At 59.7% G+C, this 24,412-nt stretch carries 15 protein-coding genes and 1 riboswitch; of the genes, 7 read left to right on the top strand and 8 right to left on the bottom strand.

Annotation, left to right across the window (positions count from 1 at the left end):
- Positions 1–103: 103 nt before the first annotated feature.
- A riboswitch (glycine riboswitch) is annotated at positions 104–195 on the top strand.
- A gap of 172 nt (positions 196–367) precedes the next feature.
- The 5 genes from gcvT (at position 368) to I5L03_RS04150 (ending at position 6,643) form a co-directional block, all read left to right on the top strand.
- Complete coding sequence (gcvT, locus tag I5L03_RS04170; protein ID WP_197920436.1) at positions 368–1,495, top strand: glycine cleavage system aminomethyltransferase GcvT; 1,128 nt, start codon at positions 368–370, stop codon at positions 1,493–1,495.
- A gap of 5 nt (positions 1,496–1,500) precedes the next feature.
- Positions 1,501–1,872 carry a glycine cleavage system protein GcvH gene (gcvH, locus tag I5L03_RS04165; RefSeq protein ID WP_197920435.1) on the top strand — a complete coding sequence of 124 codons (372 nt, stop codon included), beginning with the start codon at positions 1,501–1,503 and terminating at the stop codon, positions 1,870–1,872.
- 140 nt (positions 1,873–2,012) lie between these two features.
- Positions 2,013–3,368, top strand: a complete 1,356-nt coding sequence (gcvPA, locus tag I5L03_RS04160; RefSeq protein ID WP_197920434.1) for an aminomethyl-transferring glycine dehydrogenase subunit GcvPA — start codon at positions 2,013–2,015, stop codon at positions 3,366–3,368.
- Positions 3,365–4,933: an aminomethyl-transferring glycine dehydrogenase subunit GcvPB gene (gcvPB, locus tag I5L03_RS04155; protein WP_197920433.1), complete on the top strand. Its 1,569-nt coding sequence runs from the start codon at positions 3,365–3,367 to the stop codon at positions 4,931–4,933. The genes gcvPA and gcvPB overlap by 4 nt, the downstream gene beginning before the upstream one ends.
- Positions 4,934–5,020: 87 nt before the next feature.
- Positions 5,021–6,643 (top strand): pre-peptidase C-terminal domain-containing protein, encoded by a 1,623-nt coding sequence (locus I5L03_RS04150; RefSeq protein ID WP_197920432.1) that lies wholly within the window; start codon positions 5,021–5,023, stop codon positions 6,641–6,643.
- An 80-nt stretch (positions 6,644–6,723) separates the two neighbouring features.
- On the opposite strand, the gene I5L03_RS04145 is transcribed toward I5L03_RS04150, so the two are convergent.
- The 6 genes from I5L03_RS04145 to I5L03_RS04120 form a co-directional block, all read right to left on the bottom strand.
- A complete protein-coding gene (locus I5L03_RS04145; protein WP_197920431.1) occupies positions 6,724–8,151 on the bottom strand; it encodes a sugar MFS transporter in 1,428 nt (475 codons plus the stop codon).
- Between the two features lie 72 nt (positions 8,152–8,223).
- Positions 8,224–10,605 carry a glycoside hydrolase family 3 protein gene (locus I5L03_RS04140; RefSeq protein WP_325100075.1) on the bottom strand — a complete coding sequence of 794 codons (2,382 nt, stop codon included), beginning with the start codon at positions 10,603–10,605 and terminating at the stop codon, positions 8,224–8,226.
- Between the two features lie 168 nt (positions 10,606–10,773).
- Complete coding sequence (locus I5L03_RS04135; RefSeq protein WP_197920429.1) at positions 10,774–11,985, bottom strand: MFS transporter; 1,212 nt, start codon at positions 11,983–11,985, stop codon at positions 10,774–10,776.
- Positions 11,978–13,045, bottom strand: a complete 1,068-nt coding sequence (locus tag I5L03_RS04130; protein ID WP_197920428.1) for a LacI family DNA-binding transcriptional regulator — start codon at positions 13,043–13,045, stop codon at positions 11,978–11,980. Before I5L03_RS04130 ends, I5L03_RS04135 begins: the two co-directional genes overlap by 8 nt.
- A 1-nt stretch (position 13,046) precedes the next feature.
- Complete coding sequence (locus tag I5L03_RS04125) at positions 13,047–14,012, bottom strand: glycoside hydrolase family 16 protein (RefSeq protein WP_197920427.1); 966 nt, start codon at positions 14,010–14,012, stop codon at positions 13,047–13,049.
- Positions 14,013–14,183: 171 nt separating this feature from the next.
- Positions 14,184–17,354 (bottom strand): TonB-dependent receptor, encoded by a 3,171-nt coding sequence (locus I5L03_RS04120; protein WP_197920426.1) that lies wholly within the window; start codon positions 17,352–17,354, stop codon positions 14,184–14,186.
- 263 nt (positions 17,355–17,617) lie between these two features.
- Between I5L03_RS04120 and I5L03_RS04115 the strand changes: the two genes are divergently transcribed.
- Together I5L03_RS04115 and I5L03_RS04110 are read left to right on the top strand one after the other, a co-directional pair.
- Complete coding sequence (locus I5L03_RS04115; RefSeq protein WP_197920425.1) at positions 17,618–19,126, top strand: tryptophan halogenase family protein; 1,509 nt, start codon at positions 17,618–17,620, stop codon at positions 19,124–19,126.
- A 100-nt stretch (positions 19,127–19,226) separates the two neighbouring features.
- On the top strand, positions 19,227–19,901 hold the full coding sequence (locus I5L03_RS04110; RefSeq protein ID WP_197920424.1) for a response regulator transcription factor: 675 nt from the start codon (positions 19,227–19,229) through the stop codon (positions 19,899–19,901).
- Positions 19,902–19,997: 96 nt separating this feature from the next.
- Here I5L03_RS04110 and I5L03_RS04105 read toward each other — a convergent pair whose 3' ends face one another.
- Both I5L03_RS04105 and I5L03_RS04100 read right to left on the bottom strand, forming a co-directional pair.
- Positions 19,998–22,727 carry a TonB-dependent receptor domain-containing protein gene (locus I5L03_RS04105; protein WP_199803178.1) on the bottom strand — a complete coding sequence of 910 codons (2,730 nt, stop codon included), beginning with the start codon at positions 22,725–22,727 and terminating at the stop codon, positions 19,998–20,000.
- Positions 22,728–22,837: 110 nt separating this feature from the next.
- Entirely contained in the window at positions 22,838–24,412 is a 1,575-nt protein-coding gene (locus I5L03_RS04100; RefSeq protein WP_197920423.1) for a hypothetical protein, read from the bottom strand.

The raw sequence follows: 24,412 nt of genomic DNA, 5'->3' as shown, positions 1-24,412 counted from the left end.
CGCGGGTGGCCTTTCACCCACGTGTTCGCGCTTTTCCATTGGCAATTGACCACGCCCAGACAATCGCGCAAAGCCGCTGCGTCTGGTAAATGATTCTTCGTTTGGCAGATGCGCGGGAGAGCTCTCCATTTTATGGAGGCACCGAAGGAGCAACCGCCCCGGAAACTCTCAGGTCACAGGGACCGCGCAGCTGGCACAGACACTCTGGAAAGCGTGTCCGCCTCGGCGGGCACCACCGAAGGAGTAAGGCGTTCGCTTTTCAAGCCACGCCGGAATCTCTCAGGTCTCGAAGACAGAGGGGGCATGGTGAAGGCGTCCGGCATGCGGGCGTCGCCAAACCGTGCCCTGCGCTGGAAGTGACCTGTTGATGAGCGATACCGAAACCGAAATTGAAGAACAGGCGCCGGAAAAGCTTCCGCTGGATGCCTGGCACCGCGCACAGGGTGGCCGCATGGTCCCCTTCGCAGGCTATGAGATGCCGATCCAGTATGAGGGCATCAAGGCAGAGCACGACTGGACGCGGAGCTCCGTCAGCCTTTTTGACGTGAGCCATATGGGCCAGCTTTCGATGAGCGGTGACAATGCCGCGCAGGAATTGGAGAAGCTGCTGCCCAACGGCATCGCCAATCTTGGCGAAGGCAAGATGCGCTATTCGCTGCTGCTGAACGATGAAGGCGGCATCATCGATGATTTGATCGTTACCAACGCCGGGCCGCATCTCGCGCTGGTGGTCAACGGTGCCTGCAAGTGGGACGATATTGCCCACCTTCGCGAGCACCTCCCGGACGAAATCACGCTGACTCATTACGATGATTTTGCCTTGCTCGCCCTGCAAGGCCCGAAAGCAGCGGATGTGCTGGAAAGCATCATTCCCGGTGTCGGCGATCTCACTTTCATGACCGCGGGACTTTTCAAGTTCAAGGATCAGCATGTCTGGGTAAGCCGCGCTGGCTATACCGGTGAGGACGGCTTCGAGATTTCGATCCATGAAGGCCAGGTTGAAGACCTCGCCAATGCGCTAGTGGCAGACGAGCGAGTGAAACCTGCTGGCCTTGGCGCGCGTGATTCGCTGCGGCTGGAGGCTGCGTTGCCACTCTATGGCCATGACCTGAGCCTCGAAACCGATCCCGTGAGTGCAAGCCTCACCTTCGCCATCGCCAAGGCGCGGCGCGAGACCGGCGGCTATCTCGGCCATGCGGCAACCATTTCGCGGCTCGACGGTGGCAGTACGCATACGCGCATCGGACTCGCCCTTGAAGGCCGCCAGCCCGCGCGCGAAGGGGCTTTTGTCTATTCCGGCGATGAGCAAGTGGGGCACGTCACCAGCGGCGGTTTCTCGCCCACGCTCGGCCATCCCATCGCCATGGCCTATGTCCAAAACCCGTATTGCGAATTGGGCACCGATCTTGAAATCGAAGTGCGCGGCAAGCGTTTGCCGGCCAAGACCGTGCCATTCCCCTTCGTCCCGCACAAATACCACCGCAAAGGAGCCTGAGCAGCATGGCACGTTACTTTACCGAAGAGCATGAGTGGATCGAAGTCGACGGTGAGACCGCAATCATCGGCATCACCGATTTTGCGCAGGAACAATTGGGCGACGTCGTCTTCGTCGAGGTACCGGACACTGGCGCGGAATTCACCAAGGGTGCTGAAGCTGCAGTGGTCGAAAGCGTGAAAGCCGCGAGCGATGTCTATGCTCCGATCGCGGGCACAGTGCTCGAAGGCAATTCTGCTCTCGAAGACGAACCCGAACTCGTCAACACCGCACCCGAAGCCGAAGGCTGGTTCTTCAAGCTGACCATTGCCGACAAGGGCGAGCTCGAAGGCCTGATGGACGCCAAAGCCTACAAGGCGTTCTGCGACGAATTGTGATTTTTCAACCCCCCTCCCGCCTGCGGGAGGGGCCGGGGGTGGGCATGGGCCCGTACGGGCCCACCCCGCTGCGACTAGCTCGCTTCGCTCGGCAAGTCTCGCTCCCCTCCCGCCTGCGGCAGGGGCATTGGATAAAAACTATGCGCTACCTCCCCCTGACCGAAACTGATCGCACTGCGATCCTCGATGCCATCGGCGCTTCGAGCGTCGATGCCTTGTTTACCGATGTGCCCTCCGATCTTTATCTCAATGGCCCCATCGAAGGCCTGCCGCTGCATGCGACCGAGATGGCGGTTGAAAAGCACATGCGGAAGCTGTCGAAGCAGAACCTTGCGGCGGCCGATGCAGCGTTTTTCCTGGGGGCCGGCGCGTATAAGCACCATGTGCCCGCCACGGTCGATCACCTGATCCAGCGCGGCGAATTCCTCACCGCCTATACGCCCTACCAGCCGGAAATCGCGCAGGGCACGCTGCAGATGCTGTTCGAGTTTCAGACGCAGGTCGCAAAGCTGTATGGTTGCGAAATTGCCAATGCCTCTTTGTACGATGGCTCGACGGCATGTTGGGAAGCGGTCGCGATGGCGGCGCGCGTCACGCGCAAGAAGCGCCATGTCCTCTCCGGCGCGCTGCACCCGCATTACGCCGAAGTCGTGCGCACGATGGCCAAGTTCACCGAAGACGAGATAGCCGGCGCGAACGTCAAACTCACCGCGCGGCCCGATGATGACGGGCTGATCGCGCGGATCGACGAGAACACCGCAAGCGTCGTGGTGCAATATCCCGATATTCTTGGCCGCATTCCGGACCTGCAGAAAATCGCCGATGCCGCCCATGCAGTGGGCGCCAAGCTGATCGTCGTGAATACCGAGCCGGTGGCTCTGGGCGCGCTGGAAGCTCCGGGTAATCTCGGCGCAGATATCGTGGTTGGTGAAGGTCAGGCTCTGGGTGTCGGCCTGCAGTTTGGCGGGCCCTATCTCGGCCTGTTCGCAATCAGCGATCCCAAGATGGTGCGGCAGATGCCGGGTCGCCTTTGCGGCGAGACTGTGGATGCCGATGGCAAGCGCGGCTTCGTGCTGACGCTTTCAACACGCGAGCAGCATATCCGCCGCGAGAAAGCCACGTCGAACATCTGCACCAACAGCGGCCTGTGCGCCCTCGCTTTCTCGATCCATATGACCCTGTTGGGCGACAAGGGATTGAAGGGCCTCGCGGCTGAGAACCACCGCCTTGCCTGCATCGCAGCCGATCGCCTTGCCAAGGTGCCGGGCGTCACCGTGCTGAACGATCATTTCTTCAACGAATTCACACTGATCTTCGATGCCGATGCGCGCCAGTTGGTGCGCGATCTGGCCGAACAGAACATTCTTGCAGGTGTCTCGCTGGGCCGCCTGTTCCCGAATGACGATTGCAACGGCCTGATCGTCGCGGTGACCGAGACGACCACGGTGGAGGATATCGAAACCCTTGCCTCTGCGCTTGAGGAGAAGCTGTCATGAACAAGCCGATCAACCAGAGCGGGTGGAAGCCCGGAACGCCTGTCGCATCCGATGGCAGCGAGCACCCCACCGTCACCGGCAACAAGGCACTGATGCTGGAAGAGGCGCTGATCTTCGAAATCGGCGGCACCGATACTTGCGGTGTGGACCTGCCCGAAACACCGACCGATCTGCCGAGCCGCCTTGGCGATTTCGGGCGAAAGCAAGGCACCGGCCTTCCCGGCCTGTCCGAGCCGGAGACGGTACGCCACTACACGCGCCTCAGCCGCCAGAATTACGGGATCGACCTTGGCTTCTTCCCGCTAGGCAGCTGCACCATGAAGCACAATCCGCGCCTCAACGAGAAGGTCGCGCGCATGCCTGGCTTCGCCGATGTGCATCCCATGCAGCCGACCGATACGGTGCAAGGCGCGCTCGGCGCAATGAACGAGCTTGCGCATTGGCTGATCGAACTCACCGGCATGCATAGCGTTGCCATGAGCCCAAAGGCAGGCGCACATGGTGAGCTCTGCGGCATCCTTTGTATCCGCGCCGCTCTGGAAGCGCGCGGCGATGCGCGCAAAGTCGTGCTGGTTCCTGAAAGCGCGCATGGCACGAACCCGGCGACTGCGGCCTTTGCAGGCTATGCGACCGAGGATATTCCCGCCAACAAAGATGGCCGCGTCGATCTTGAAGCTCTGAAGGAGCGGCTTGGCCCCGATGTGGCGGCGGTGATGATCACCAATCCAAACACATGCGGCCTGTTCGAACGCGACATGAAGGCGATCTCGGACGCGGTGCATGAAGCAGGTGGTTTCGTCTATTGCGATGGCGCCAATTTCAACGCGATCATGGGGCGTGTGAAGCCGGGTGACCTTGGCGTGGATGCGATGCACATCAACCTCCACAAGACCTTCTCCACCCCGCATGGCGGCGGCGGACCGGGCTCGGGCCCGGTCGTGCTGTCCGAGGCGCTCTCGCCCTTCGGCCCGCTACCGTTCACAGCACGGACCGACGATGGCTACATCCACCTGGTCGAGGAAGAGAACGCCGACGAGTACGACCACACCAGCGCCTTTGGCCGGATGACCGCGTTCCACGGGCAGATGGGCATGTTTAGCCGCGCGCTGACCTATATCCTCAGCCACGGGGCGGATGGATTGCGAACGGCTGCAGGCGATGCAGTGCTCAACGCCAACTACATCCTGCGCCAGCTCGAAGGTGATTTCGATGCGCCGTTCGCGGCAAGCGGACCGTGCATGCACGAAGCGCTGTTCAGCGATGAAGGCTTTGCGGAAGGGTTCAGCACACTCGATCTTGCCAAGGGCCTGATCGACGAAGGCTTTCACCCAATGACTATGTACTTCCCGCTGGTGGTGCATGGCGCGATGCTGATCGAACCCACCGAGACAGAGAGCAAAGCGGGCATTGACCAATTCATCATGGCGATGAAGTCACTGGGTGAGCGCGTAAAGGCCGGCGATGAGGCGCTGAAATCGGCGCCGCATCACGCACCGCGCGCGCGTCTCGATGAGGCTCAGGCAGCACGCAAGCCGATCCTGTCCTGGATGCGAGACGAGGGCTAAACACACTTCAACCAAAAGCCATTCGGTTTCCGTTCATCATTATGTAGCTATTGATGAACGGAAACGCTATCAATTGGGGGGCAATTTATGACGAAAGCAGGCTATCTTTCCGCTGCGGCCATGGCGGCTGTGCTGATGCTGGCACCGGCCGCCGCGCAGACATTTTCACCGACAGCTGATACAGGGCTGAGCGCATCCAAGCAGGACCGCAAACCCGATTCCAGCAACCGAGCCATGCGCAGTTCAGGCGGTGCGATCGCACTAGGCGAAGGCGTCTCCGGCAATCTGGATCGCGGTACCGCGACTTACACGCTGGAAGGCCGCGCAGGACAGCGCGTGCGCATCGCGCTAAGTTCCTCGCAGTTCGACACCGTGCTTCGCATGACCGGCCCCGGCGGGTTCAGCGAAGAGAATGACGACGCGCCGAGCGGCGGTACGCTCAACAGTGAGATCGAGACGGTCCTGCCCGCCGATGGCACCTATCGTCTCGTGGTCGGAGCTTACGGCAATCAGGGCAGCGGACCGTTCCGCCTTGCCGCGATGGATCCGGCCAATCCCGCCCCCGGCGGCGCTGCGGCCATCGCCATGGGCCAGACTATTACCGGCACTCTAAGGCAAAACGACCAGACCTCGCTGACAGGGCAATATGTCGATTACTATGCCTTCACCGGCCGTGCTGGAGAGAGCGTGACTTTCGACCTGGGCGCTCCCGAAGTCGATACAGTGCTTTCGGTTTACCTTCCCGATGGCCGTCAGGAGAGCAATGACGATTACAATGCGTCGGAAAGCTTCGACAGCCGCTTGTCCATCACTCTTCCGACCGATGGAACCTATCACGTCGCGGCGAGCAGCTTCTCCCCGGGCGAAACGGGCGAATACTCTCTGACGATCCGCCCTGCAGACACCAGCGTGCGCACTGTGCGCCCGGCTTCGGGAAATGCGCGTGTGTTCGCTCTGAGCGTTGGTGTGGCCGATTATGAGCGGATCAGCCCGCTTAACCGCACCGATGAAGACGCGACCCGGGTCACCGCTGCCCTGCGCGATGCAGGCATGCTTGCTCCGGAAAGCGTCACTCTGGTCAACGCCCAGGCGACCCGCGAAAATTTTGCCGAGGCGCTCAGCAGTCTGAATGCCGCGATGGGCGATGACGACTTGCTGCTCGTTTTCTTCTCCGGCCACGGCGAGAAAGTCGAGAACATGACAACCGAGCGCGACGGCAGCGCAGAGACGATCGAACTCTTCGATACCGCCTTGTTCGATTACGAACTGGCCGAGATGTTCGAGAATATCGATGCCCGCACGCTGCTAGTTATCGATGCCTGCTTTGCTGGCGGGTTCGACAATGTCGTGCGTCAGCGCAACAATCGCATGGGCATTTTCAGCTCTGACGAAGATGTGCTGAGCCTTGTCGCCACGGGCGAGAAGGCAGGCGGCTATATCAGCCACATCTTCCGCGCTGCGCTGGAAGGCGGGGCCGATCTCAACGGAGACCGCGCTGTCGAAGCCGGCGAGCTGTCCGAATATATGCGCCGCGAATTCTACACCATGGTGCTGGAAGAACCGCTCGCGACCGATGCCGAAGATTTCCGCGATACGCAGACACCCGGCTGGCAGCACATCATCGTCGATCGCGGCGGCGATGGCATGCCGCACCAGCAGGTGCTGATGAACATGGGCTCCGTGACCGGCGAGCGGGTCGCGCGCCGCTAGAGCTAGTCAGCAGCTAAAACGAAAAGGGGCGGCGGTCTGGATGATCGCCGCCCTTTTTTTATCGTCAGCTTCGCGCCTACTTAGGCCGCGGCAGGCCGCCGGGCAAAGATGCCGAAGCTGGCGATAATTGCGTAGCAGACTACCGGGATCACCATGGCGAGGGCGAGATTGCCGCCCGTTGCATCAGCCACGACACCGTAAAGCAGCGGCACGACTGCGCCGCCGAAGATGGCGACATTGATAATGCCCGATCCGTCGGCTGCACGCGGGCCCAGCTTCTCACAAGCCAGCGAGAAGATCGTCGGGAACATGATCGAGTTCATCAGGCCGACTGCCAGCAGCGTATAGGCAGCGATTTCACCGGCGGTGTTGGCCGAAATCACGATCAGCGTGATCGCACCGATGGCGTTGAAGGCAAGGATCTTGCCCGGGCTGAAGACGCGCAACGCCCATGATCCGATGAAGCGGCCGACCATCGCGCCGCCCCAGTAGAGGCCGATCATCCAGCCGATGACGCTTTCCGGTTCACCCAACACGCGTTCGGTCGACAGGTAATTGATGACGATAGAACCGATCGCGACTTCTGCACCGACGTACAGAAAGATGCACAATGCGCCGAAGCTGAAACGTGCACGCTTCAGCAGATCATTGTCGTAAAGCCACAGTGCGGGTGCGGCGAGAATGGCGAGGACACCAAGCCATGCATTGACCTGCAGCGACAGAAACGCACCAAGGGCCACCAGCGCGAGACCGATGAGATAACGACTGTTCGAGACAAGATCGCCCTCGCCCATCGTCTTTGCATCATGCGGCAACCGATTGCGGAAGAGCCAAACGGCGACAGCGACCAGCGCAATCAATGCGGCAACGCCAAGGTAGCCTTGCCAAATCGCTTCACTTTCAGCTGCGCGGTAGGCCTGCAACGCCGCGCCTTCCAACTCATCCGCCGATACATCTGCGAGGCTGCCAAGTATGACTGCCGCACCGACAATCGGGAAAACTGTCGTGCCAAGCGAATTAAACGCCTGCGCGAAGGTCAAACGGCTATGCGTCGTCGATGGCGGCCCGAGCAAGCTGATGAGCGGGTTCGCCACCACCTGCACAATGACCACCCCGCTCGCTAGGATGAACAGGGCGCCAAGGAAGATGGCGTAGGTCGCCGTCTGGCTCGCCGGGATAAAGAGCAGGCAGCCGATAATCATCGTGCACAGCCCGAAGACTGCCCCGCGCATATAGCCGATCTTCTTGACCAATTTTGCCCCCGGAATGCCGATCACCAGATAGGCTGCAAAGAAGCAGAACTGGATCAGCATCGCCTCTGTGTAGGAGAGCGTGAATAGTTCGCGCAGCTTCGGGATAAGCACATCGTTCAGCGAGGTGATCCCGCCGAAGATAAAGAAAAGGCCCATCACGAAGTAATTCAGACCCGGTGCATTCACCGGCGGTGTATCATCGTCGATCACCGGTTTTGGATCGGTGCTGCTCGACACATCAGGCGCTAAAGCCATTATCTTCTCCCCACAAACGAGACGCTTTGTGACAAGCGCCCCGCGTTAAATCCAGTCCCTAAATTCAAGTGTTCAGAACGAGCACTCGGTGCCTTCTGGCAAATCTTCGCGGCGAATTTCCGCGATGCGCAAAGTCAGATCGGCTTCGGTCATGAAGCCCAGGATATTGCCCGTTTCACCGAAACAGGCTTCGGTCAGGATCATTTCGCGGAAGCCCTTCCCGTGCGCATTCTGGAATTCCATCGTGACATCGAGGACACTCGGCTCCCCATCGGGCGTTGCCATCAGCAGCGATACGGGCGCAGTCGGGCGCGTATCGACTTCATAGGTCAGGCGCCATGCGCCGCCGCCGTCCGTTTCCTGCAGGATGGCGAGGCGCGATCCGGCGGACATTTCGATTTCGCGCGAGTCTTCCTGCGCATTGCGGTCATAGCCGCGCACGCTAATCCCGGCAGCTTCGGATGAGCCACGGAAATTGGGCAGCATCTCATTATCATTGCCGAGCGCATTGCCGGAAACATAGACCAGCGCCCCGTCAGCGAGGCGGCCCGATCCGAAGATTTCCGAACCCGCGCCCACTTCCAGCAGGCTGCAGCTTTCGCCAAGCTCTCCGCGTGAGCCGGTCTCACCGGTGGAAAGGCCGTAGCCGACAGCAAACAGCGCGCCTTCCGCCTGGTTGAGCGGCGTCCCGATGCAGTCATTCGGCCAGCTGAAGGACAGGCGGCCCGTCGCCTGCACTGCACCGGTCAGAATATCTGCAACACCGCCGCCTTCGCTTCCCGGAAGCCAAGATGCGACAAAGGCGTTGGAGGCGTTCATTTCGCGGTTCATCCACAGCGGACGGCCGGAAAGGAAAACGGCAACGGTCGGGATGCCCTGCTCTTCGAACGAGCGCAGCAGTTCGAGCCCTTCCTCGTCGCGGAAGGCCAGATCGCGCTGGTCGCCTGCGAATTCGGCGTAAGGCTTCTCACCGAACACGACGACGGCAACATCGGGCCGCGTCGTAAAGCTGCCATCTTCGGAAAGCGTTGCTGTTCCGCCATTGCTGGTGATCGCTTCTTCCAAGCCTTCCCAGATCGATTCGGCATTGGGGAAAAGGCGGTCAGCGATACCCGCGTCCGCGCCCATTTCGCCTTCGAGGCCACCCTGCCATTCCAGAGTCCAGCCGCCGGAGGCCTGACCGATGTCGTCGGCAGCAGAGCCTGCAACAAGCACATTGGAACCAGCAACAAGCGGCAGGATCCCGTCATTTTGCAGGATTACCTGCGAACGCGCCACGGCTTCGCGCGCCAGTGCGCGGTGTTCAGGCGATGCGAGCAATTCATACTGTCCTGCAACGCCGCGTTCCGATGGGCGCACAGCATCGGGCCCGAGCAGGCCGGCGCGGTATTTGACGCGCAGCACGCGGGTCACCGCTTCATCGACGCGCTCCATGGGAATGGTGCCGTCATTCACCTGCGCGATCAGGTTTTGCGTCAGTTCGCGCCAGTCATCGGGCACCATGTAGATGTCGAGCCCTGCAAGCAGCGATTGCGGACAATTGGTCACCGTGCAACCGCGCACCTGGCCGTGACCGTTCCAGTCACCCACCACCAGGCCATCAAAACCCATTTCGCCGCGCAGCACATCCGTCAGCAGCGCTTCATTGCCGTGCATCTTGCGGCCATTGATCGAGTTGAAGCTCGCCATGATCGTCTCGACACCGGCATCGATTGTCGCGGGATAGGGGCGGCCGTGCAGAGCCAGAAGCTCATCGATATCGCCATTCACATCGCCCTGGTCGACGCCCTGTTCGGTGCCGCCATCGCCGAAGAAGTGCTTGGCGGTCGCGATCACCCGGCCGGTGCCGAGGTAATCATCCGCGCCGCGCGCGCCCTGCAAGCCCTCGACCAGTGCAGCGCCGAGTTCGGCGACGAGATCGGGGTTCTCGGAATAGCTTTCATATGTCCGGCCCCACCGATCGTCCCGCGCGACAGCGACGGTGGGAGAGAAATTCCAGTCGATGCCGGTGACTTCGATTTCGACGGCAGTCGCCTGACCGATCCGGCGGACCAGATCGGCATCGCCTGCAGCGCCAAGCGCGATATTGTGCGGGAAGATCGTCGCGCCAACCACATTGGTGTGGCCGTGAACTGCGTCCGTACCCCACATCGTCGGGATTACCGGTTCGCCATTCGGCAGCGGCTGAACCGATGCGGCGTACATTTCATCGGCATAGCGCAGCCACTCGGAAGCAGGCGCGAATTCGTCGCCATAAGGGCCGCCATTACCGCCATTCAGATAGCTGCCGAAGCGATAGCGCTCCATGTCTTCAGGGGTGAAAGAATTGATCTGCGGCTGGATCAACTGGCCGATCTTGTGCTCAAGCGACATGCGCGAGACGAGATCGGCGATATACGCATCCTCATCGCCGTAAAGGCTCGCCGTCTCGGTGATTGCCTGCGGCTCTGCCACAGGTGTCGTAGCACAGCCCGCAAGAGCCAATGCCAAGACAGTTCCGGCAACACTCGCCCGCAAATTCAATCCCGACCGCATAGTAAACCTCTCTCCAGTTTCCCCGATTGAGAACGTTCTCAATTGATCCGGTTTTACACCGCAGGGCTACCAAGGCAAGCAGTCATTTCACGTTTTTGACGCTCTCTTGGCTGTCAGGAGGATAACGCACGCCAGACCCGAAAGGCCTGCCAGCAAGCCAAACAATCCTGCAAATCCGAACACCGGCACCAGCATAATCGTCAGCACGGACATGATCGGTGACGGCACCGTATTGGTGAGATTGAAGATGCCGAGATCGCGCCCACGGCTTTCCGGGCGCGGCAGCACACGCAGCGTCTGTGCGGTGTGCAGCGACAGGAAGACGTGCGAGACAAGACCGAACACCGCGTAACCTGCCAAAGCCAGTGCCAGATCGGGCGCGGCGGCCATACCGAGGAGTGCGAGCGCGCTTATCCCCGCGGTAATGCCGAGAGGAAAGATCGGCCGGTCATTGCGGTCCATCCAGCGGCCGACCAGCATGCTGACCGGCACTGTCAGGAAAAGCACGCCGAAGAAAATCTGCGCCGCATCATCATCTCCAATGTCCGGATTTATCGATCGCAGCCAGAGATAGAGATAAGCGAACAGCGCCGCCTCGGCGATCTGCACCAGCAGGCGTGCGACCCACATGCGCGCGACCAGACGGCGGCGGTCGCCCGAGTGCAGGTTGCGCTGCGAGGTCGTGGCCGCGAGCAAGTCCGGAAGGGCGACCGGCCTTCCAAACAAGAGCACAGGCAAAACGCACGTCGCCACGATTGCAGCGACCGCAACCATGCGCATGTCTGCGCTCAGCATGCCGGGAATTGTAAGCACCGCACCGCTTAGAGCCCCCATGGCGGGCGCAAATGCGAGCAAGCCGCCCAGCAGGCCCTTCTGCTGATCGGGCACGGTATCGCCCGCCCAAGCCGCAAGCGGGCTCAGCATCATGTTGAGCCCCAATTGCCATAAGACGAGCAAGCCGAGCAAAGTCGCCAGATCATCCGCAGAGCGTAAGGCGACCAGCAAAATGCTGCTGATCACAAGACCGCCCAGTATCCAGTAGCGACGGTCGCGTGTCAGATCCGATAGCCAGCCAAACCCGATATTCGCCACGCTCGCGGCAATTGCCCCGACAAAAGCGGCATAGGCAAGCCAGCCGACGCTTTCCCCTCCTGCCATGCTCTCGACCCGAACAGGCAGCAGGATGGTAAGGAAAGGCACATAGGCGACCGCGCCGCCCGCCACCGCCAGCGCATAAAGCAAGAGAAAGCGGGTGGACTGGCGCTTTACTGCGGCACGTCCACTATCCTGATCAGCCATGCAGGCGCAGCTTGGCGGGCGAGGCGACGGATTCGCGCTCGATCAGCTTGCCTTCGATCACCACCGGCATTTCCGGCAATTCCTCGCCGCGCTGCTTTGCAATCAGTAATTCGACAGCGCGGCCAACCGTTTCAGCAACCGGCTGGTCGATGGCTGTAAGAGCTGGCTGGATGAAACGGACCACTGGCGAATTGTCGAAACTAATTAGTGAAACATCCCCCGGCACACGAAGCCCGAGCGAATGGGCGACGGAGTTTGTCGCCATAGCCATCTGGTCGTTGCTGGCGATAATAGCCGTTGGCCGGGATGATTTTTGCAGCAGCGACCGCGCCGCGCGCTCTCCCGATGCGAAAGAGAAATCGCCGCGTTCGCACAGGCCTTCAGTCGGCAGGCCTGCCTCCTGCATCGCGTCTTTCCAGCCCATCTTGCGGCGATTGCTGACCGCATATTCTTCAGGCCCGGCGATCATCGCAATCCGCTCGTGACCCTTATCGATCAGATAGCGCGTTGCCGTGGCCGCCATCCGGCTATCCGCCATGGTGAGCGAAATACTGCCGCCATTCGCGCGCGATCCGATGCGTGCATAGGGGATCTTGAACTTGTCGAGCAGGTCCGTGATCAGCTGATTATCCGAGTGCGGCGGCGTCAGAATAACGCCATCGGGCTGGATCGCGGCGATTGTCGCTTTCAGTTCGCGCTGGATATTATCATCATGCGTATCGACCAGCTCGAACAGCAGGCGATAGCCGTGCTCGGCACATTTGAGCATGCCGCCCATCAGCATCTGATCGACCCAGTCACTGCCTTCACGAGCATTCCATGCTTCGATCGTGCGCTCACGGTCATTGAGCGCGAGGATGATGTAGGATCGCGATCCGCTCATCCGCTGGGCCGCGATGGATGGGACATAGCCGAGCTTGTCGATGGAGGCCTGCACCCGCTCCTTCATTTCCGGGCGGACATTGGCTTCATTGTTGATTACACGGCTGACCGTTTGCAGCGACACACCTGCATCGGCTGCAACATGCTTGATCGTGACCGATTGACGACGGCGCGCCATCTCAATTTCCCTCCATGCAGCCACGCCCGGTGGCAGGGTCTGCATCACATTGCCATACGCGGACCCAGTCGACTTCCACTTGCTTGGGAAAGCCTTCTGTCGATACGCCGCCCAGATTGGCGCTTTCGGGCCAATTACCGCCGATGGCGAGATTGATGATCAGGTGGAATTCCTGGTCGAACGGGGCGTTGGCGACGCTGCTGGCGGAGGTCCACCATTCGCTCGCTTCCATACTGCCGAAAGGCTCTCCATCGATTGTCCAGGTGAAACGGCCCTCTTCCCAGACGACGCCATATGTGTGGAACTCGCCATCCAGCACACCGGGGAATGACGTCTCTCGATTGGCATAGACGTTGTCAGGAAAGCGATCACCGAAATGCAACGTGCCGAGCACCGAGTTTTCGCCACCCAGTTCGCACTCCGCGCATTCGACGCCGAGATTGACCGTTTCCATGATGTCGATTTCGCCCGAAAGCGGCCATGAGCCGTAAACATCGTCTTCAGGCAGCATCCAGAATGCCGGCCACGCTCCCTGCCCTTGCGGCAGGCGTGCACGCAATTCGATGCGCCCGTATCGCCAGCTGGCATTGCCTTGCGTCGTGACTTTTCCCGATGTGAACGGCTTGGTGTTCTGCGCGTCCGGATCAGATCGATATTGCGCGATGTGCGGCGGCCAGGCGGCGCCCGTCCAGCTTTCCTCATGCGCGCGAAGGATCAGCATTCCGCCTTCCTGCGAAACATTTTGCGGGCGCGCGGTGTAGCATTGCTGCTCATTATTCCCGCCGCCCCAGCAATCCTCGATGAAATTCCACCGGGACCTATCGAGCGCCGGGCCATCGAATTCATCCGACCAGACAAGCTGCCAATCGCCAGTCGGCGCCGCTGCCGTGCTTGGCGAGGGCGCGGGAGCAGATACGCTGGCTTGCGCGCCGGAAGCGCCGCCCCCGCCGCAACTCGCGAGCGTCATACATGCAGCTGCCAAAGTGGCACTGCCAGTGCAGTTTCGCAAAGATCTCATCGTCCCATCCGTTATCTGGATAGCGCATATCCTTGCGCCTATTCCAGAAAAAGAATGGGCCCCGACGCACTTACCGCGCCGGAGCCCATCTGCCCTCACTCAAATGATGAGGCTCCGACTTTAGAAGTTGAACCTGACGAGGAAGGTATAGCGGCGGTCGTTTCGGAATGCCGAGCGGGTTATTCGCGTCCCGTCAAAATCGATCACCTGGCTCGTCTGAGTGACTTCATCGAGCAGGTTCACACCTTGGACACCGATTTTGATGTTGTCGGTGAGCTCATAGAAGATCGACGCGTCGAGCTGCCCTGTGCTCTCACCGTAGATTGGCGAGAATGGGAAGATGACATCGCGGGGCGTAATCAGGAAGTCGGACCGCCAGTTATACGCCGCACGAGCCGAGATACCGTACATTTCGTAGAAAAGCACGGCGTTGACGGTGTGTTCCGAAACACCCTCGAGCGGCAGGCTTGGGGCAATCGGGCTAGCGCCAGCGAGGTTCGTATTGTTGAACGATCCCGCATCGACATATGTGTAGGTGCCCTGGAAGCCCAGACCTCCGAGTGCACCCGGAAGGAAGTCATAGGTCTGCTGATAGGCAACCTCGACCCCTTTCAGAGTCCCGCCTTCGCGGTTGAACGGTCCGCTATAAAGTACTTCTGCGGTCGCGCCGCTTGGCGTCGTGTAATTGCGGATTTCAGCGCCACCACTGACAATCCCTTCGATATCCTTCATGAAGAAGGCGGCCGTCAGCGAGCCCACATCATCGAAATACCACTCTGCCGAAAGGTCATAGTTCCACGATCTCGTTGGCTGAAGGAAGCGGTTGCCGCTCTGGATCGCAAACAGCGGCCCACTTTCAAGCGTGCCAGCTTCCCGCAGCACGCCAGTGTTGTTTCCGAGCGTTCCGCCAGTCTGGAATGCCGCGAGATCTGGACGGAAAAGGCCGCGCGAAACGGCACCGCGGAACACGAAGCCTGTTCCGGTGTCGAAGCGCAGGTTCGCCGCGGGCAGCCAGTTGTCATAAACGACATCCGATCCGTCAGCCAGCGACTCGCCAGTGAACGCCTGAGCGAATTCCGCAAGGCGCGCATCTGACAGCAGACAGTAATCGAGACCCGGCGTGCCGGCCGGCGCGTTCGCGCAGACGTCACGCAGGCCAGCAACCGTCACGACCGTTCCAAGCGGCAGTCCAAGCGCATCGGCGCCCGGGAAAGCGATGTCTCCACGTACGCCTACGGTAGTTTCGACGTAACGAACGCCGACATTGCCGGAGAATTCCGCGCCGCTATCGAAATCGAGACCGAAGTCGAGGCGGGCATAGGCCGCACGCGTTTCTTCATCGATCGAGGAAATTTCAGCCGGAGTGAAGGGCGTACCGGGCACGAGATTTGAACGCGAATAGATCGGGTTCCATGCGTTCGGCGTCAGCGTGAATGCCGTGATGGCATCGGTCTGCTCTTCCAGGCTGCCATCAAGGTAGCGCTGCAGCACATCGTCTCCACCGAAGTAGAAGGCCGTACCGTTTCCAAAAGGTGTTGGCGCATTGCCGCGCTGGAAGTCACCTTCGAATGGCGTGTAAAGATTGGCGCTTTCAGGGAAGTCGAAAACATACGCGCCGCCGCAGCCGAAGGCCTGGAAATCGCCGCAGTTCCAATTGCCGCCGCGTCCCGTCCACGGCGCGCCGAGGTTACCCCAATTGGAGAAGTTGGCGTTCCGCGTGGTGCGATCACGTTCCGACCAGCGAGCACCAAAACGCGCGCTGCGGAAGAAACCCGTGTCGGAAATGTCATATTCGACATCACCGCGCAGCGAGTACATTTCGCCGTCGTTTTCTGCCTGGTTGTCCAGAGCGAACCAGTAGAAGGTGCGCGCCGGATCGGTGAAATAGCTTGGATCCGAAGTGGCATCGCCCGGCGACAGGAACACAACCTGCGGGGTCTCGCCGGAATTGTCGATCGACAGGTCGGAATAGGTTTGCATCGCCGCGATGAAGCCATCGAGCGAACGAGCATTGTTGATGTACTGACCTTCGAAATTGAAGCGCAGGCGATCCGTCGGTTCCATGAAGATCTGCAGCGAGTAATCCTCGACAAGATCTTCATCTTCCTGGTCAAGGCGCAGCAGTTCCGTCGGAATGCCATTGATGCCACCGAACGGGTTGTTCTGCGTCAGAATGCCGCTCTGGAATGCATTGCCGTCGAAGACCGGCGTAGTGCCATCGCGGAAACCCGGGAAAAGCCCGTCATCATTGACAAGAGCGAGTGCGGAGAATTCGCGCAGCGACCCGTCGGTTTCGGCGCGCAGATATTCTGCCGTAATCAGCATACGGCGATCTGCTGTTTCGTACTGCGCTACAACAGAATAGGCGCGGCGATCGCGCTCGAAGTCGCTTGTGCGAACGCCCGCGCCCTTCGGAATGATGACCGCGCCTTCAGGCGGGAAGTTGGTCTCGTCGAACTGCTGTTCGCCGATACCAGCCGAACTCGCCGGAGCGACGCGGATACAACCACCGCTGAAATCGGCATTCCGATAGCAGGGGTCAGTAATCTGCGAAGCATCGGAACGCGTGATGAGCTCTTGCTGTGCATAGCCAAGCTGTAAACCAAAAGTCCCGATACCGGTGTCGAACGTGTTCGAAGCGAGAACAGAGAAACCGGGCGACCACTCCTGCGCGAGATCGCCGTAATTATACTCGAAAGTGCCCGCGATGTTCAGGCCAGGGTTATCCAGCGGCTTGCGAGTAACGAGGTTCACGGTGCCCGAAATGCCGCCATCGATCATATCTGCGGTGACGTTCTTGAACACTTCGACACGGCCGAGAAGCTCAGGCGAAACATTGTTGAAATCGAGGCCGCGACCGCCATTGGCCGAGAATACGTCACGACCATTCAGATTGGCCTGCACGAAAGGAAGGCCACGGATGATCACTCCCGAACCTTCGACCGAGAAACGGTCCGGATCATCGTTACCGATAAAGCGGTCGATGTTGACACCCGGAACGCGCTGCAGCGCTTCTGCAACGGAGCGGTCTGCCAGAGCGCCGATATCTTCAGCGGTGATGACATCGACAACCGTATCGGCGTCTTCCTTGAAATCCTGCGCACTTTGAAGCGAGGCGCGGATGCCGCTGACGATGATGACATTCTCATCGGCGACTTCTTCTTCAGGATCCTCGTCAGCCGGCGCGTCCTGCGCCAGCGCGACATTCGGAACTGCTGCGACCAGCGCGAGGCTGGAAACGGTAGCAAGCGAACGAACCCGTCCTGCGGGTGAAATGATGGATTTGCGCACTGTAATCTCCCCTTCGACGCAGGCTTTGCACACCGCCTGTCGTCGGCACCTGACTGATCCTCGCACGAGGAATCAGCATTTACATACCAGCGATGTGAGCGTTCACAACACAAAAATATGAACGTTCACATTCACCCATGCTTGGTGTAACATTTTTGCAATTATCTGCCTCCACCGCCAAAGGCCCACCCTTCCGATTGGCGGCATGAACGGATAGATTGCGCGAAATATCGGAACTGACTGCCCGAGGGAGTGGGGCGATTATGGCTATTGATCAAATCGTAATTGTCGGTGGTGGCACCGCCGGCTGGATGGCGGCGGCGGCGCTTTCACGGCTGCGCGAAGGGCGTGAGCTTGGGATCACCTTGGTCGAATCGGAAGTGATCGGCACCGTCGGTGTTGGCGAAGCGACGATCCCGCCATTTGTCGATTTTCAGCGCCTGCTTGAAATCGATGAAGCGGAGATGCTTTCTGCCGTGCAGGGTTCTTTCAAGCTCGGCATCCAATTTGTGAATTGGGGCAAGCTTGGCGACAGCTATATCCACCCCTTCGGCAATTATGGCTATGAAATGGGTGGTCTGAGCTTTCACCACATCTGGCATCATCAGCAATCGACCGGCGACAATCGCCCGATCCAGGTTTTCAATGCCGAGACCATGGCCGCCTATTTCGGCAAATTTGCGCGGACCGACGATATGCGGCGCGACGATCTGCCGCCGATCAATTACGCTTACCATATCAATGCGACGGCCTATGCCGCCTTCCTTCGTAAATACGCAGAAAAGCGCGGCGTTGTGCGGCAGGAAGGTAAGATCAGCGACGTCCAACTCGACAGCGAGAGCGGCTTCGTTTCATCGGTCACGCTGGAAAGCGGACAGGAAATCAAAGGCGATTTCTTTGTCGATTGTTCGGGCTTCCGCGGGCTTTTAATCGAGCAGGCGTTGGAGACCGGATACGAAGAATGGACGCATTGGCTTCCGTGTAACCGCGCGGTCGCCCTACCTTGCAATCGCGATGATGGCAGCCCTGCTCCGCCCTTTACTCGCGCCACAGCGCATTCGGCGGGCTGGCAGTGGCAAGTCCCGCTGCAGCACCGAAATGGTAATGGCCATGTCTATTGCGATGCCTTTATGGAAGCCGATGAAGCGACCGATATCCTGATCGAGCATATGGCCGGCAAGCCGACAGCCGATCCCAACCACCTGCGCTTCGTGACGGGACGGCGCAAGAAATTCTGGAACAAGAATGTCGTCGCACTTGGCCTTGCAGCAGGCTTCATGGAGCCGCTGGAATCGACATCGATCCACCTGATCAACACCGGCATTAACAAGCTGATCGCGCTGCTATCGCTCGACGAGGTGACCGAAACGCAGGCCCGGTCCTTCAACCGGCTGACCAATAAGGAATATGAGAAAATTCGCGATTTCCTGATCCTGCATTATCATGCCACCGACAGGGACGATTCCGAATTCTGGAACTACTGCCGCACGATGAGTGTGCCTGACAGCCTCACCGAGAAGATGGAATTGTTCAAACTGAACGGCCAAATCTTCCGCGAGGAGGACGAGCTTTTCACTGAAACCAGCTGGGCTGCGGTGATGATGGGGCAAGGCATATCGATGCAGGGGCATAACGCGATGGCGGCAACGCTCGATCCGACGGAGACGAAGAAGGAACTCGACGAGATCGAGAAATCCATCCGCTTCCTCGTTCAGCACATGCCTTCGCATGGCGAGTATCTGGCGCGATATTGCCCGGCAACAGCGACCTGAGATAATTTCCGCACAACCCCCGCGATTTGCGCGGAAATTGTCATAAGCGAGTCAAATAAAGACGGCACGACACCTCTCGTATCTCAGGATGGCGAGAGCGATGGACCGCGTTACGATTTTCAGCACCGATAGTGCCGCCGCGCAATTCTCGTCTTTCGCCAACGGCGAAACCGAATTCATCTTTGCGCATCTCTCCCCGCAAGGGCCCACACTGCTGATCGAAGGTTCTGTATGGGCCTTTGTGGATTGGGTGATGGACGACCTTTCAGGCCTCGAAATGGTGCGCCGTCTTCGCGCTGATGAGCGCACTAAAGATGCGCATATCACGCTTGTTCTCGATGAAGACGATGCAGAGGATCGCCGCCGCGCGTTGAAAGCAGGCGCCGATGACTATGCCGTGGCCCCGCTTGATCGGCAGGCCATGCTGGACCGGGTTCTCGCATTAGACGACGGCGCAGGTCGATCGGCCACAGAGCGCCAGATCGTGCATGGCGACCTGGAAATCTTCGTAAATAGCGAGCTTGCACGCTGGAATGGCGAGCGCATCGAATTGCGACCAAACGAGTTTCGCGTGCTGCGCTATCTCGCCGAAAATCCCGAGCGGATATTTTCGCGCCAGCAGCTGATCGATGCACTCGGCAAAGAGGGCGATCCGGAATATCTGCGCACGGTCGATGTTTGGATCAAGCGCCTGCGCGCTGGTTTGCGAAAGGTCGGCGCAGAACACTTGCTGCGCACGGTTCACGGCAGGGGTTACGTCTTCGATCGCCCCTGAACTGGCATCGCTAGTCATCCAGTGATTCCAGAAAAAGACCCGCCGCGCTTTTTGGAGCGCGGCGGGTCTTTTTGTAACGCGTTTGGACGTTGGCGATCAGAAAGTGATCGAAAGCGATGCCCCAAATGTTGTGCCGATATCGAAGCTGTTGATCTCCACGCGATCGACACCGTTGGTCTGGAACTCTTCATTGTCCTGGCCGAAGATATTGCGTGCTTCGAGCTTGAGCTCGGCTTCGCTTCCGAAAAGATCGAAACCCTGGCGGTAGACGAAATCGACTCTCAAGCCTGGATCTTCGACGATGTCCGGCAATCCGGCGGTCCCGCGACTGGTCACGCGTTCGCTGCCATAATTCATCAGCAAGGTGAATTGCTGCAATTGATCGACGTCTTCCAGGCTGACCTGGAAGTTTGCGAGGTGATCGGATTGTCCCGTTAGCGGAACGCCGTCGACGAACAGGTTCGTCGCCGGCACGGGGCCGCCTGGGAACAGCTGCGTCACATCAGCAGCGTCCACCGCGATGTCCGATTGGGTCCAGGTATAGTTGGCAAACAGCGCGATCTGCTTGCTCTCGAACCAGCCGCCCCAATTGAGGAGGTCGATCGTATAGGCGAGATCGGCTTCGATACCGTAGAGCGTGGCGCTCGGCGCGTTGGCGAAGCTGGTCAGCTGCTGGTTGTCGGAGAAGCTCGAGAATGCCTCGATCGGATTCTCGATATCCTTGTAGAAACCGGCAACCGAAACGCGATCCGGCCCGCCCATGTAATATTCGACGCGCACTTCGTAATTGGTCAGCTCGCTATCGATGAGCAGCGGGTTGCCGTTGAACTGGCGGTTGGTTTCCGGATCGTAATAGGTCTGGAAAATCAATTCGCGGAATTGCGGGCGCGCGATAGTGCGGCTTGCGTTGGCGCGGATCTGCAGATCTTCAATCGGCTCCCAAGTGACCGTGGCGGCAGGCAACCAATAGCTGTTTTCGAGCAATGTCGAGGCCGAAGAGACAGGTGCAACGTCGAAGACCTGCGCCGGATTTACGCTCTGCTCGGCATCTTCGTAACGGACACCAGCGTCGATGCTGAGGCCGAGAACCGGCTCCCAATTGATCTTGCCATAGCCCGCCCAAATTTCGAGCGCGGCATCGAAAGCCGGATCGGACTGCGTCGATTCGATGAGGCCGATGTCGAAGAATTCGATAATGGCATTGCCGAGAAGCAAGTCAGGCCGCAGCGCGCCGACGCCGTCGGGCAGGCTTGTGGGAGCGTTGAACAGGAACTCGCGGCGTTCGGAGAAACGCTGAGTATCCGTGTAAGCACCGCCTACGGTCACCACGAAGCTATCGAAAATCGGATAGCTGACGTCCGCACCGCCGGACCACAATTCTTCCTGCAAGTCAGAGAACACGACTGCCGCGTCACCCGTCTGGCGATCGAGCACGTTGATGAAACGATCGCCGAATTCGCCCGAGGAATTGTCCCGGACATAGGTGAATGTGTATTCGTAAGGCGCTTCACGATCGGTACGGGCATAGCCGCCGCGCAGATCCAGCGAGAGATCACCGAATTCAAGTTCAGCGACGAGCTGGCTGTCGATCAGCTGGCGCTCGAACCAGGCCGTCTGGGTCTGCTGGATGCTGTCATCGTCCTGGAAATCTTCACCGACCGAAAGCCGCGCCTGCTTCAGCGAGTCGCGAATGAAGAGGTTGGTGAAGCGGAAGCGATGATCGCCGATTTCAAGGCCGATGCCGAGCATGGCGTTGGCAAGAATGCGGTTATCCGTCACCACATCGCGGAAGTCATTGTCCAGCGAGAAGTCGGCCAGAATGCTCTGCGAGATAATGTCGCGTGTGCGCCATTGATTGCTGATCGATCCTGTAAAGACCACGCCGAGCTGTCCGTCGGAACCCACATCGACCGCCGTGCCCGCTGTCAGGCTGGCAGACCAATTGGCCGGAATATCGCCAATGCGTTGCAGCAGGATGAGGTTCGGATCGCCAAGCTGCTGTCCGATTGCCGTCTGCGTGACAGGCGCGCCGTCAAAATTCTGGCTGTCATCGAGCGGAATGTCGCTCAGCTGCAGGCCGCTGTCGAAATAGGTTTGCAGCGCGGGCGGCACATCGCGCGTGCCGTCATCGAAGCCGAACCAGTCGAAATCCGAACCGTAATAGGAAAGACCCGGCTGGAACGTCGTCTCGCTATTCCCGCTGATGCCGCCGCCAATCGTGAGGAAGCTTTCATCAGGCACGGCGCGCGTGGTGAGGTTGATCACACCCCCACCGAATTCGCCCGGGAAGTTCGCCGAATAGGTTTTCTGCACCAGGCTGGATGCGACCACATTGGTCGGAAAGATGTCGAGCGGAACAACGCGGCTGAGAGGCTGGGGCGAAGGCAGCGGGAGGCCGTTCAACAGGGCGAGCGAGTAGCGATCGCCCAGACCGCGGACATACACAAAACCCTGACCCTGGACCGAGAGGCCGGTCACGCGGCCAAGCGCGCCTGCGATGTCGCCTTCACCCGTACGGGCAATCTGCTCGGTCGAAAGGACACTGACAACCTGGCTGGAGCTCTGGGTTGGATCGCGATTGATCCGGCCCGTTACGATGATCGCTCCGCCCGGGATCGAGATGTCGGATTCGTCGACCTGCTCGTCTTCGTCCTGCAGGTCCTCATCCTGCAGGTCATCGTCCTGCGGCGTGCTCAGGTCTTCCGGCGGCGTCGGGTCGACATCCTGCGGCGGAAGCTGCGTATCTTGCGCAAAAGCCGCGCCCGGTATGGTGAGCGCGGTGGACAGGAGAAGCAGGGCCGCCAGCTTCTTGCCAGTGGTGATCATCGGGGAACCCCTCATTTCGATCCAAAATATCGCATCAGGCCGCAGCCGGATTGCCGGTGAGCAAAAGGGGAGCGCCGCGCCTTACCCTGCGCGCCGCTCCCCATGCTCGATCAGTTGAAGACCGGGATGTCGATGCAATTGCCGGTGTTGTTGCCGAAGCTCACCGCCGAAGAATCGCAGGTCCAGCCCTGGGTCCAGTCATCGCTATCGGAAACCGCGCCGATGAAGTTGGTCGCTTCGAAGAAGCTGCCGAGCGTGGTCACGTCGAAAATGGTCATGAAGCCATTTTCATTCGCGCCGTTAAGGTAACCGTTCACCAGCGTGTTGGTGTAGCTCTTGTCGTTGCCGGTGCCGCTGTCGAAAATGCCTTCGGCCTGTGCAGCAGAAATGCCACCGCTGCCGTCACGGAAATCGGTGCCACACTGAAGCGCAACCGATTCGAAGCGCGGCGGGCCGACATCGTCGAGCCCTGCATTGGCGGCGCGAACCGTTTCGTCGAGATCGATCCGGATGCAAGGCGTGCCTGCCGCCGAAGCGTCCCAGATCAGCGTGTTGTAAAGGCCGTAATCCGTGCCGCCACGGATGCGCACAACCTGATCATCGTCCTTGCGCTGAATGAAAGTCGCATTGGCGATCGTAGTGTTCTGACGCGGGGTCTGGTCTTCCAGGCCATTGTTCGAGTCGGCTTCGATGATTGTGTCACCAATGCCATCGCGCTGCGCAGCGATCACGAACTGCATGTTCGCTTTCACGCCCGTGTCGGTATCGATCGAGTCGTCTTCTGCGCCGGCGACGATCAAGTTCTTGATGTTCACGAGACCGCCGAAGAATTCGACGCCGTCATCCGAAGAGTTGACCGACTGGATGAAGCTGAGATCGGTGCCGGAGCCGGTACCGCCGGTGGTCAGCGCCTGCAGCTCGCTATCGCCCGAAAGCACGAAACCGGAGAAGCGGATCTGGACGTAGCGCATGGTACCCGAGCTATCGTCTTCGGTCGCGCCGCCGAAGAGTGCAGGATTGACGGCGCCTTCAACCTGACGTTCGCAATCGACGGTGCCCGGCGTTGCGCCCGGCGTACGGCAATCGGTGACAGGAGCACGGCCCGAAAGGACCACCCCGCCCCACTGACCGGACGAGTTGGCGTTGTTCTGGCCGAGAATGTTGTCACGGCTGGTGAAGATGATCGGCAGGTCTTCGGTGCCGACAGCATTGATCGTGTTACCACGCGTCACGTTCAGGAAGCCCGAGCCGCTGGCATAAAGGATCACACCCGGATCGATCGAGAGTTCGACATTGGTGTCCGAGAGACCGTCCGATGCGTCAGGGGCCGGACCACCATCGGTGCCGACATTCACTTCGCCGGGAAGGCGATAGAGCAGGCCGTCGAAGCGCGGCAGGGTGGTCGAAACATTGATGCGCTGTGGAAGAGCGCAAACGCGCCACTCGCCTTCAGGGCCGGAAATCGTGCCTTCATCGGTGAGACCCTGCGGATCGGCGATCGTCGGGCAACCGCCTGCCGGGGTAACCGCGCTTGACGTCGGGGTCGGCGACGGCGTCGGCGTTGCCGGCGGGTTGTTGATGATAACGTTGCCGCCGGTACCGGGCGAAGCAATGTCGTCAGCGCCGCAAGCCGAAAGGGCAAAAGCGGATACGCCAAGGATGAGCGAACGGGAAAGTAGTGTCAC

It is taken from the genome of Aurantiacibacter sediminis, assembly GCF_016019885.1.
Lineage (GTDB): Bacteria > Pseudomonadota > Alphaproteobacteria > Sphingomonadales > Sphingomonadaceae > Alteraurantiacibacter > Alteraurantiacibacter sediminis.
This window is presented reverse-complemented; position numbering and strand designations above follow the sequence as displayed.

Excerpts from the sequence above, each read along its gene's own strand:
- gcvT (WP_197920436.1), top strand. The coding sequence starts at position 368 with ATGAGCGATACCGAAACCGAAATTGAAGAACAGGCGCCGGAAAAGCTT.
- gcvH (WP_197920435.1), top strand. The coding sequence starts at position 1,501 with ATGGCACGTTACTTTACCGAAGAGCATGAGTGGATCGAAGTCGACGGT.
- gcvPA (WP_197920434.1), top strand. The coding sequence starts at position 2,013 with ATGCGCTACCTCCCCCTGACCGAAACTGATCGCACTGCGATCCTCGAT.
- gcvPB (WP_197920433.1), top strand. The coding sequence starts at position 3,365 with ATGAACAAGCCGATCAACCAGAGCGGGTGGAAGCCCGGAACGCCTGTC.
- I5L03_RS04150 (WP_197920432.1), top strand. The coding sequence starts at position 5,021 with ATGACGAAAGCAGGCTATCTTTCCGCTGCGGCCATGGCGGCTGTGCTG.
- I5L03_RS04145 (WP_197920431.1), bottom strand. The coding sequence starts at position 8,151 with ATGGCTTTAGCGCCTGATGTGTCGAGCAGCACCGATCCAAAACCGGTG.
- I5L03_RS04135 (WP_197920429.1), bottom strand. The coding sequence starts at position 11,985 with ATGGCTGATCAGGATAGTGGACGTGCCGCAGTAAAGCGCCAGTCCACC.
- I5L03_RS04130 (WP_197920428.1), bottom strand. The coding sequence starts at position 13,045 with ATGGCGCGCCGTCGTCAATCGGTCACGATCAAGCATGTTGCAGCCGAT.
- I5L03_RS04125 (WP_197920427.1), bottom strand. The coding sequence starts at position 14,012 with ATGACGCTCGCGAGTTGCGGCGGGGGCGGCGCTTCCGGCGCGCAAGCC.
- I5L03_RS04115 (WP_197920425.1), top strand. The coding sequence starts at position 17,618 with ATGGCTATTGATCAAATCGTAATTGTCGGTGGTGGCACCGCCGGCTGG.
- I5L03_RS04110 (WP_197920424.1), top strand. The coding sequence starts at position 19,227 with ATGGACCGCGTTACGATTTTCAGCACCGATAGTGCCGCCGCGCAATTC.
- I5L03_RS04105 (WP_199803178.1), bottom strand. The coding sequence starts at position 22,727 with ATGATCACCACTGGCAAGAAGCTGGCGGCCCTGCTTCTCCTGTCCACC.